Source organism: Brachybacterium sp. p3-SID957 (assembly GCF_025144775.1).
GTDB lineage: Bacteria > Actinomycetota > Actinomycetes > Actinomycetales > Dermabacteraceae > Brachybacterium > Brachybacterium epidermidis.
In genome coordinates, this window is the sequence record NZ_JALXKT010000041.1 from 20116 (window position 1) to 29989 (window position 9874).

Annotated in this window: 9 protein-coding genes; 4 read left to right on the plus strand and 5 right to left on the minus strand. The window is 70.9% G+C overall.

Going from position 1 to position 9874, the window contains the following annotated elements; genetic code table 11:
* The gene (locus M3B01_RS09840) at positions 1 to 1287 is read right to left on the minus strand and encodes an arginine deiminase (protein ID WP_259791724.1); all 1287 of its coding nucleotides are present in this window, start codon (positions 1285 to 1287) and stop codon (positions 1 to 3) included.
* Positions 1288 to 1400: 113 nt separating this feature from the next.
* Between M3B01_RS09840 and M3B01_RS09845 the strand changes: the two genes are divergently transcribed.
* On the plus strand, positions 1401 to 2240 hold the full coding sequence (locus M3B01_RS09845) for an aldo/keto reductase (protein WP_259791726.1): 840 nt from the start codon (positions 1401 to 1403) through the stop codon (positions 2238 to 2240).
* On the plus strand, positions 2237 to 3022 hold the full coding sequence (locus M3B01_RS09850) for a Sir2 family NAD-dependent protein deacetylase (protein ID WP_259791728.1): 786 nt from the start codon (positions 2237 to 2239) through the stop codon (positions 3020 to 3022). The genes M3B01_RS09845 and M3B01_RS09850 overlap by 4 nt, the downstream gene beginning before the upstream one ends.
* Here M3B01_RS09850 and epsC read toward each other — a convergent pair.
* The gene (gene epsC, locus M3B01_RS09855; protein ID WP_396123355.1) at positions 3019 to 3600 is read right to left on the minus strand and encodes a serine O-acetyltransferase EpsC; all 582 of its coding nucleotides are present in this window, start codon (positions 3598 to 3600) and stop codon (positions 3019 to 3021) included. The two genes, M3B01_RS09850 and epsC, sit on opposite strands and share 4 nt — an antisense overlap.
* Before the next feature lie 7 nt (positions 3601 to 3607).
* Positions 3608 to 4537 (minus strand): cysteine synthase A, encoded by a 930-nt coding sequence (gene cysK / locus M3B01_RS09860; protein WP_259791730.1) that lies wholly within the window; start codon positions 4535 to 4537, stop codon positions 3608 to 3610.
* 179 nt (positions 4538 to 4716) lie between these two features.
* Here cysK and M3B01_RS09865 point away from each other — a divergent pair, with 179 nt between their 5' ends.
* Complete coding sequence (locus tag M3B01_RS09865; protein WP_259791733.1) at positions 4717 to 6312, plus strand: DUF5129 domain-containing protein; 1596 nt, start codon at positions 4717 to 4719, stop codon at positions 6310 to 6312.
* Positions 6313 to 6326: 14 nt separating this feature from the next.
* Here the strand turns inward: M3B01_RS09865 and trpS are convergent, their stop codons facing one another.
* Entirely contained in the window at positions 6327 to 7412 is a 1086-nt protein-coding gene (trpS, locus tag M3B01_RS09870; RefSeq protein WP_259791735.1) for a tryptophan--tRNA ligase, read from the minus strand.
* The gene (locus tag M3B01_RS09875) at positions 7409 to 8425 is read right to left on the minus strand and encodes a LacI family DNA-binding transcriptional regulator (RefSeq protein ID WP_259791737.1); all 1017 of its coding nucleotides are present in this window, start codon (positions 8423 to 8425) and stop codon (positions 7409 to 7411) included. Before M3B01_RS09875 ends, trpS begins: the two co-directional genes overlap by 4 nt.
* 160 nt (positions 8426 to 8585) lie before the next feature.
* Between M3B01_RS09875 and M3B01_RS09880 the strand changes: the two genes are divergently transcribed.
* Positions 8586 to 9874: extracellular solute-binding protein (locus M3B01_RS09880; protein WP_259791738.1), on the plus strand; the 1289-nt coding region annotated here is incomplete at its 3' end.

The window sequence follows — 9874 nt, forward strand, 5'->3', positions numbered from 1 at the left end:
TCAGGCCCGCAGCACGGGGCAGGTCATGCAGCGCGGCCCTCCGCGCCCGCGCCCCAGCTCGTCCCCGTCCAGTCCGAGCACCTCGATGCCGAGGGAGCGCAGATGGTCGTTGGTGGCGGCCGCCCGCTCGTACGCGACCACCTTGCCGGGCGCCAGCGCCAGCAGGTTGCAGGAGTCGTCCCACTGCTCGCGCGCGGCGGAGTAGGGGTCCAGCGGTGCGGTGATCACCCGCAGGGAGGGCACCCCCATGCCGCGCGCCAGCACCTGGTCCATCTCGTCGGCGGGATGGGCGCGAGAGAGCAGGCGAGCGCCCACCTTCTCGATCACGTAGCTCTCCACCTGGCCCAGCGGGCCGTAGCGCACCATCGACTCCTCGTCGACCACGGTGGTCACGGTGTCCAGGTGCATCATCGATCTGCGCTGGGGCAGGGCCAGGGCGATCACCCGGTCCACCACGCCCGCGTCGAGCAGGCCGGCCGCGAGGTGCTCGGCGCCCACGGCCGTGGTGCGCTCGGACAGCCCCACGGCGACGGTGCTCTCGGACAGCACCATCACGTCGCCGCCCTCCACGGTGCCGACCCCCGCCTTGCCCGTCTCCGGCGCGAGGACCCGGCGGGGCCCGTCGGGCCCCGTGAACAGGGGGTGGCGGCGATAGAGGGTCTCCAGGTGCAGGCTCTCGCGACGGCGCGCCGTGTGGCGCATCGGGCTCACCGCCGCCACGTCGCCGACCCACATGGACGAGTCGCGGGTGAACAGGTGGTTGGGAAGGGGGTCCAGCACCAGGTCCTGCTCGCCCAGGCGCTGCAGCACGATGGACCGCGGCTGCACCCCCAGCTGCTGCAGCTCGCCGACCGTGATCCCGGCGATCAGCACGGTGACCAGCTGCGTGGAGGGAAGATCGGCGAGCGCTTCGCGCAGGTCCTGGGCGGCGATCGAGCCGAGCACCCATTCGTCGAGGGCTCCGTCGAGCAGCTCGTCACGCGCCTCGGGCACGTCCAGCACCTCGGTGAGCAGATCGGTCAGCTCCAGCACCTCGGCACCCTCCCTGCGCAGCAGGGCCGAGAACTCCTCGTGCTGGGAACGGGCGCGGTCCAGCCACAGCACCTCGTCGAACAGGAACCGCTCGCGCGTGTCGGGGGTGAGGCGCTCCATCTCCAGGCCGGGTCGGTGGACGATCACCCGGCGCAGCGGGGAGATCTCATCGCGCACTCCGCTGCCCGCGGCCCGTGGTGGCGGGGCCGTCGCTCCCGGATCGGCGGTATCGCCCGTGCTGACTGTGTGGGCCATGGCTCCTCCTCGCCGCGCTGCGTCCTGTCCCCGGCACGCTAACAGGGACCCGGCCCGCCCATGGCGGGAGTGACTACCCTGGAGGCATCCGACATCGATCCCAGGAGGCACCCGTGACCGCTCTTTCCATCCCCACCACCGCCCTGGTCGACGGCACCCGGATCCCCCTGATCGGCTTCGGCACCAGTTCCCTCAAGGGCACCGATGCAGTGGAGTCGATCGCGGCGGCCCTGCGCAGCGGCTACCGCCTGATCGACACCGCCGCCCAGTACGGCAACGAGGCCGCCGTGGGCGAGGGCATCCGCGCCAGCGGCCTCGACCCCGATCAGGCACTGGTGACCACCAAGATCGCCGGTGGCGATCAGGGCCGCGAGCAGGCCCGCACCGGACTGCAGGAGTCCCTGCGCCGGCTGGGAGCCGAATCCGTGTTCCTCACCCTGATCCACTGGCCGAACCCCTCCCGCCGCCTGGCAGTGGAGACCTGGCGCACCCTGGTGGAGATGAAGCAGGAGGGCCTGACCGCCCACATCGGCGTGTCCAACTTCCGGCCGGAGCAGATCCAGGAACTGGTCGATGCGACCGGTGTATGGCCGGAGGTGAACCAGATCCAGCTCTCCCCCGCCCTGCAGCGCCCCGAGGCGGTGGCCTTCCACCGGGAGCACGGCATCGTCACCGAAGCCTGGGGACCACTGGGCGGCCGTGAGGGCCTCTCACAGCAGTTCGCGCTGCGCAAGGTCGCCGAGAAGCATGGTGCGACGGGCGCCCAGGTGTCGCTGCGCTGGGCGATCGACCAGGACATCGTGGTGATCCCGAAGTCCTCGGACCCACAGCGCCAGATCGACAACGCTTCCCTGGACCACGTGACCCTGGACGACGAGGACCGCGCCCTGCTGGCCTCCCTGGACCTGGGCGAGAAGCAGGCCTGGGACTCGCGGGAGCACGAGGAGTGGTGACCACGCGCGGCAGGGGCGTGTTCCGGCCCGGCCCGGAGCACCGCGAGATCGTGTTCCTCACCGGCTCGGGGCTGAGCGCCCGCACGGGGATGGGCACCTTCCGCGGTCCGCAGGGGCTGTGGGCCCTGGACCCGGAGATCGAAGCGGCGATGCACGCCGAGCGCCTTCCGGGCTCCCTGCCGGACCTGTGGCGGGTGTGGGGGAAGATGGCGAAGATCGCCGTGGACCACGGCCCCACCCCGGGGCACCGGGCGATCGCTCGCATGGGCTCACCGGTGATCACTCAGAACATCGACGGGCTGCACCAGGCCGCCGGCAGCGAGGTGGTGGCGGAGCTCCACGGCAGCGCCCTGCATGCGGTGTGCCTGGGTGAGGAGTGCCACTGGCGGATGCCCGTCACCCCGGGCGAGGGCTCGACCGCGACCGACCACGGGGTGCCCGAGGACTGCCCGCACTGCGGCAGCCCTACCCGGCCGGACGTGGTGCTGTTCGACGAGATGCTGCCCGCCCAGGCCCTGGACCTGGGGATGCGCCTCGCGCAGCGGGCGGACCTGTTCGTGGCGGTGGGCACCAGTGGCGTGGTGTTCCCGGCCGCGCACCTGGCCCCGCTGGCACGGGCCCACGGTGCGACCACGGTGCTGATCGACATCGACCCGCCGCAGGAGCCGATCGTGCGCGCGGCCTTCGACCATGTGATCGCGGCCGACGCCCACGACGTGCTGCCCGAGTGGGAGCGCGCCGCCAACGGGGTGGGGCGCTCCTCGTTCCTGGACCCGTTCTAGATCCAGATCGCCGGATCCACCTGCTCGGTGGGGTGGGCCGCGCCGGTGCGCACCTTCGCCGGCACCCCGATCGCGGTGGCGCGGGCGGGCACGTCCTTGACCACCACGGCATTGGCACCGACCTGGGCCTGGGAGCCGATCGTGACCGGCCCGATCACCCGGGCACCGGCACCGATGGTGACGCCGTCCTCGACGGTGGGGTGGCGCTTGGTGCGCTCCATGGAGCGGCCACCCAGGGTGACGCCGTGGTAGAGCATGACGTCGTCGCCCACCTCGGCGGTCTCCCCGATCACCACGCCCATGCCGTGGTCGATGAAGAAGCGCCGGCCGATGGTGGCACCGGGATGGATCTCCACGCCGGTCACCGAGCGTGCACCCTGGGCGATCACCAGCGCCGGGAGCTTCGCCCCGCGCTTCCACAGGGCGTGGGCGGCGCGGTGGGTCCAGATGGCGTGCAGACCCGGGGAGGTGAGCATCAGGGCCAAGTCGTCGGTGGCGGCGGGGTCACGACGGCGGGCCGCCGCGACGTCCTCCCGGACGGTCGCGACGGCCCCCATCACCGCATCGGTGAGTCTCATCGAGTGGTCAGTCCATGTACTCGGCGTACAGCGGCGTGGTGAGGTAGCGCTCACCGAAGGACGGCACGACCACCACGATCATCTTCCCGGCGAACTCCTCACGGGCACCGATGCGGGCGGCGGCCTCGATGGCGGCGCCGGAGGAGATGCCCACCAGCAGGCCCTCGCTGCGGGCCACCTCGCGGGCACGGTTCATGGCGGTCTCGGCGTCGATGTCGAGGACCTCGTCGTAGATCTCGGTGTCCAGCACGGTGGGCACGAAGTTGGCACCGATGCCCTGGATCTTGTGGGGGCCGGGCTTGCCGCCGGTGAGGATGGCGGACTCCTCGGGCTCCACCGCGAACATCTTCACCTCGGGCTTGCGCTCCTTGAGCACCTGGCCCACCCCGGTGATGGTGCCGCCGGTGCCGATGCCGGCCACCACGGCGTCGACCTGGCCGTCGGTGTCGTTCCAGATCTCCTCGGCGGTGGTGCGGCGGTGGATCTCGGCGTTGGCGGGGTTGTCGAACTGCTTGACCTGCACCGCGCCGGTCTCGGCGGCGATCTCCTCGGCCTTCTCCACGGCGCCCTTCATGCCCTTGGGGGCCTCGGTGAGCACGAGCTCGGCACCGAAGGCGCGCAACAGGGCGCGCCGCTCCTTGGACATCGACTCGGGCATGGTGAGGATCACCTTGTAGCCGCGGGAGCTGCCGATCATGGCCAGGGCGATGCCGGTGTTGCCGCTGGTGGCCTCCACGATGGTGCCGCCGGGCTTCAGCTCGCCGGAGGCCTCGGCGGCATCGATCATGGCCACGCCGATGCGGTCCTTGACGGAGTTGGCGGGGTTGTAGAACTCGAGCTTGGCCACCACGGTGGCCTTGACGTCGTCACCCAGGCGGTTGAGCTTCACCAGGGGGGTGCGGCCGACGAGCTCGGAGACGTTCTCATAGATGGTCATGCGGGAGGTCCTCCTCGGTTCGAAGCTGCGCTCGATTCAAAGCTGTGCTTAGCCCGATCATAACGCGCTCACCGTCGGTCCCTGACAGTGCCAAAGGGTGGGCATCCCCACCGAAAGGCCCATGCGGGATAGACCTGGGGTTGATCCGCACCCCGCACCCCAACACCTAGTCTCGGCAGATGCTCACCCCCTCCCCTCCCCTGGCCGCTCCCTCCCCGCCCGATGGAGCTCGCCCGCGCCCGTCCGTCCCGCCTCCCTCCCTGCTCACGCTGCTGGTGGTCGCCCTGCTGATGGCCCTGTCGGCCGCACTGGCACCGCCCGCCGCAGCCGTGCCACCCAGCGACGTCACGATCGACGACCGGGCCGACGCCGTGGACGACGAAGCGCTCGAGGACCGCCTGGCGGCGACGGACTTCCGCCGCGAGGTGGACCTCGCTGTGCTCGTCATCGACGTCACCGAGCTGGACATCCCCGCCTCGCGCGACACGGCGCTGAACGACGCCGTGCTGGCTCACGCCAAGCAGGAGCGTCCCGAGTGGATGGACGGCGACAAGTGGGCCGATGGCCGGGTGATCATCGCCCTGGACCCCGAGAACCGGATCCTGGGCACCTACGGCGGTGAGGACGTGAAGCTCTCCGCGGGCGGCTTCGAGAACGTGCAGGACGAGATGCGCGATCCCGCCCAGGACCGTGATTGGGAGGGCGCCCTGGTGGCCGGGGCCGAGGAATACGCCAAGCTGCTGGACCAGCCGTGGTGGCAGACCACCGCGGCCATCGGCGGTGCCCTAGCGGCGCTGGGCACGGCCGCGGCGACCGCGCTGGGGATCATCGTCGGGCGCCGGAATGCGCACGCACGGGTGGCGAGTGCGCGGCCGGGCTGGGACCGGGTACGTGCCGAGCGCGCCGAGACCGAAGCCGCTGCCCGCACCCTTCCTGCCCAGTCCCCCTACGCCGAAGCGGTGCTGGACCGGTACCAGCGCTACCTCACAGGGATCGAGAAGGCCGAGCAGCTCGACCAGCAGATCCCCGCCACCCTGCCGTGGGCCTGGGGCCTGCGCGGGCACCAGCGGCGCGCCTCGAAGGACTTCTCCCGTCAGGTGGAGCGACTCGATGCGATCGACGACGACGTCATCGCCGCCAATGACCTGCTGCACCGGATCGGTGACTGGCGCAGCGCCTGGGAACGGGAGCAGGCACCCCTGCGCGACTCCCTGGAGGCCGTCGAGGGCGCCCTGATGCGCAGCGAGGGCGATCTCTCCGAGCGATCACCCGAGGAGCAGGCCGCCGTGGATGCCCTGCGTGAGCAGTGCGACCGCACCGAGGCGGAGATGAACCGCCTCACCCGGCAGCTCGGGCAGGACGAGATCACCCCGGACACCGCCCTGGAGGGACTGGACACCCTGACCGCCGAGCTCTCCAAGCGCGCGATGGCGGTGCGCGAACTGGGCATCTCCCGCATGGCGGAGGACGAGGGCGAGGTGGAGCTGCTGCGCGATGCGAGCGTGTACGTCGAGGACGAGGAGGTGTACGACCGGACACTGCGGGCGCGCCGCCACCAGCGACTGGTCGCCGGCGGCGGGGCCGGGAGCGATGGCGCCGACGGCTACGGCACCTTCTGGCACATCAGCCCGATCCTGTGGCTGAACACCTGGCATTCGCAGGCCGCGGACGAACTGGAGTCACACCGCAATCCCTCCGGCTCGTCCGGCGCCTCGAGCGTCTCGGGCTACTCCTCCTCGAGTTTCTCCGGGGCGGGCAGCTCGAGCCGGTTCTGACCCTCACGACGGGGTCAGTAGACCATCCCCATCACCTCGCGCACCGTCGCCAGGGTGTCGTTCGCGACGTCGTTGGCCCGCTCGTTGCCCGCCCTCAGGATGGAGAACAGCTGGGCCGGGTCCTTCTCCAGCTCGGCCCTGCGCTCGCGGATCGGCGCCAGGTGCTCGTTCAGCGCCTCGGCGGTCATCATCTTGAGCGTGCCGGCCCCCTTGTCCCCGATCTCGCCGGCGATCTCCTCCGGGGTGCGCCCGGTGCACTGCGAGGCGATGGTCAGCAGGTTCGCCACCTCGGGGCGTGACTCCGGGTCGTAGGTGATCTGGCGGTCCGAGTCGGTCTTCGCCTTCTTGATGCGCTTGACGGTCTCGTCCGCGCTCATGCGCAGCATCACTGTGTTGCCCAACGACTTGCTCATCTTCGCCCCGCCGTCCAGGCCCAGGATGGTGGGCGCCTCCGAGAGCAGCGCGTCGGGCTCGCGGAAGACGGTCTCGCCGCCGGCGTAGCGCTCGTTGAAGCGACGGGCGATCACACGGGTCTGCTCGATATGGGGCAGCTGGTCCTTGCCCACCGGCACCACGTTGCCGTGGCAGAAGAGGATGTCGGCCGCCTGGTGCACGGGATAGGTGAGCAGCAGGCCACCCATGGCGGACTTCCCGGCCGCCTGGAGCTCCGCCTTCACGGTGGGGTTGCGCTCCAGCTCGGGCTGCGTGACCAGCGAGAGGAACGGCAGCATCAGCTGGTTCAGGGCCGGAACCGCGGAGTGGGCGAAGACCGTGGCCCGCTCCGGGTCGATCCCGACGGCCAGGTAGTCGGTGAGCAGCTCACGAACGCTGCCGCGGATGTCCCCCACCACGTCGCGATCGGTGATCACCTGGTAGTCGGCGACCAGCACCCAGGTCTCGACCCCGGCATCCTGCAGGCGCACGCGGTTGCGCAGCGATCCGAAGTAGTGCCCGATGTGGAGCGCGCCGGTGGGGCGGTCCCCGGTGAGCATACGCAGGCCCGAGGGATCGGTGGCGATCTTCTGCTCGAGGGCCTGGCTGCGTGCCTGGGCGGTGTCGTAGCTGGTACGGGAGATCTGGGAGGAGGTCGCGTCGGTCACCGTGCCATGCTAGTCGCAGGGGCAGCAGCGGTGGATCCGCGCACCACCAGCTGCGGCCGCACCACCACCTCGGTGCGGGCGGGGCGGCGGGACCGCTCCCCGCCGGACAGCGCCGTGCGCACCGCGGCCCGCGCCATCTGCGGCACGGCCTGGCGCACCGTGGTCAGCGGCGGGCTGGTGAGCGAGGCCCAGAACACGTCGTCATACCCGACCACCGAGACGTCCCCGGGCACCGACAGCCCCAGGGACCGCACCCCCTCGAGCGCTCCCGCCGCCATCACGTCGGATCCGCACACCACGGCCGTGGCACCGCGCCCCACCAGATCGCGGGAGGCCTCGTACCCACCGGCGTAGGAGAAGTCCGTGAAGGCCACGGGATGGTCCTGCCCGGGGTGCTGGACCGGCGCCTCCTCGAAGGCGCGCAGCTTCTTGCGCACCGGCCAGGTGTGCTCGTCCCCGACCGCCAGGCCCACCTTCTCGTGTCCCAGGTCGTGCAGGTGGGTGAGCACCGAGCGCACCGCGTGGTCGTCGTCCGTGGAGAGGAAGGAGGCGTCCACGTCATCGCGCACCCCGTTGATCAGCACCAGGGGCGTGCCGCTCGCGGTGACCTCGAGGTAGTGATCCACGGGGTCGGACTCCTGGGCGTGGTGCCCGGAGACCACGATGATGCCGACCGCTCCCGCGTGCCGGAAGCGCTGGAACGCCTCGCGCTCGCGCTCGACGGTGCGCGCCCGCACCGACACCAGGGCGGAGGCGCCGCGCTGGAACAGCTCGGCCTCGATCCGCTCCACCCAGGAGGCGAACACCTGGTTGTCGAGGTCCGGCACCAGCACCCCCACCAGCGGCCCCGACTGCGTCACATCGGGACCGACGTCCCGCCCGAGCTGTCGGGCCACGTCGATCACCGTGCGACGTGTGGTCTCGTTGACGCCCGCACGGCCGTTGAGCACGCGGGACACCGTGGCCTCGCTCACCCCGGCGGTGCGGGCGATGTCGATGAGTCGCGCCTTCACACTCATCCTTCCAGGTCAGCGGGCCGCGTCGCCCGTGTCCGAATCGATATCTGCAAGTTCTTGCGCATTCTTGCACGAATGGGGCGCTTCGTTCTACAGTCCGTAGCGACAGGTCAGAGCCTGCCCGGTCGAAATCCGACCACGATTCAAAGGAGAAGACGTGCAGATCCGTCGTAAGAACTTCCTCGCCCTCAGCGGTGTGGCCGCCTCCGTGACCCTGCTCGCTGCCTGCGGCGGCGACTCCGACACCGACGGCGGTACCGGCGGCGGTGCGTCGGATGCCGGCGGCGCGTCGGATGCCGGTGGCGCCGAGGGCGGCGCCGAGGGCGTTCCCGCCCGCGGCGATGCCGACCTGGTGATCTGGGCCGACGAGCTCAAGGCCAAGTCCCTGCAGGAGCCGGCCAAGACCTGGGCCGATGCCCAGGGCATCACCGTCGAGGTGCAGACCGTCGCCAACGACCTCCAGACCAACTACGTCACCGCCAACCAGGCCGGCAACGGCCCGGACATCGTGCTTGGTGCGCACGACTGGATCGGCAACCTGGTGCAGAACGGCGCCATCTCCCCGGTGCAGCTGCCCGGTGACGCCGCCGACAAGGTGGCCCCGATCGGCCTTCAGGCCGTGACCTACGACGGCCAGACCTACGGCGTCCCCTACGCCGTGGAGACCCTGGTCCTCTACGCGAACAACGCGCTCACCGATGTGCCGGAGCCCGGCTCCATCGAGGAGCTGGTGGAGGCGGCCAAGGCCGGTGGCGCCGAGGTCGTGCTGTCCCTGCCCGTGGGCGAGCAGGGCGACGCCTACCACATGCAGCCCCTGTACACCTCCGGCGGCGGCTACCTGTTCGGCACCGACGCCGAGGGCAACCAGGACCCGACGGATCTGGGAGTGGGCAAGGAGGGTTCCATCGCGGCCGCCGAGAAGATCGGCGCCCTGGGCGCCGACGGCGTGCTGCGCACCTCCATCACCGGTGACAACGCCATCTCCCTGTTCACCGACGGCAAGGCGGCCTACCTGATCTCCGGCCCGTGGGCCCTGGGCGACATCAACACCGCCGGCATCGACTTCACCATGAGTGCGGTGCCGGGCTTCGAGGGCATGGAGCCCGCCAAGCCCTTCGCCGGTGTGAACGCCTTCTACGTGGCATCCAACGGTCAGAACGCCGGCTTCGCGCAGACCTTCGTCGGTGAGGTCGCCTCCAACGCGGAGATCGCCGAGCAGATGTTCCAGTCCAACAACCTGCCCCCGGTCAACCTGGAGCTGCAGGAGAAGCTCTCCGGCGAGTTCCCCGACATGGTGAAGATCGCCGAGTTCGCCGAGCTGGCCGAGCCCATGCCGTCGATCCCGCAGATGGCCGCCATCTGGGGCCCGCTGGGCCAGGCCCAGGCCAACATCGTCGGCGGTGCCGACCCGGCCTCCACCATGGAGGCCGCCGGCGAGGAGATCGC

Coding starts and splice junctions, on each gene's coding strand:
- M3B01_RS09840 (WP_259791724.1), bottom strand. CDS start 1,287: ATGGCCCACACAGTCAGCACGGGCGATACCGCCGATCCGGGAGCGACG.
- M3B01_RS09865 (WP_259791733.1), top strand. CDS start 4,717: ATGCTCACCCCCTCCCCTCCCCTGGCCGCTCCCTCCCCGCCCGATGGA.
- cysK (WP_259791730.1), bottom strand. CDS start 4,537: ATGACCATCTATGAGAACGTCTCCGAGCTCGTCGGCCGCACCCCCCTG.
- epsC (WP_396123355.1), bottom strand. CDS start 3,600: ATGAGACTCACCGATGCGGTGATGGGGGCCGTCGCGACCGTCCGGGAG.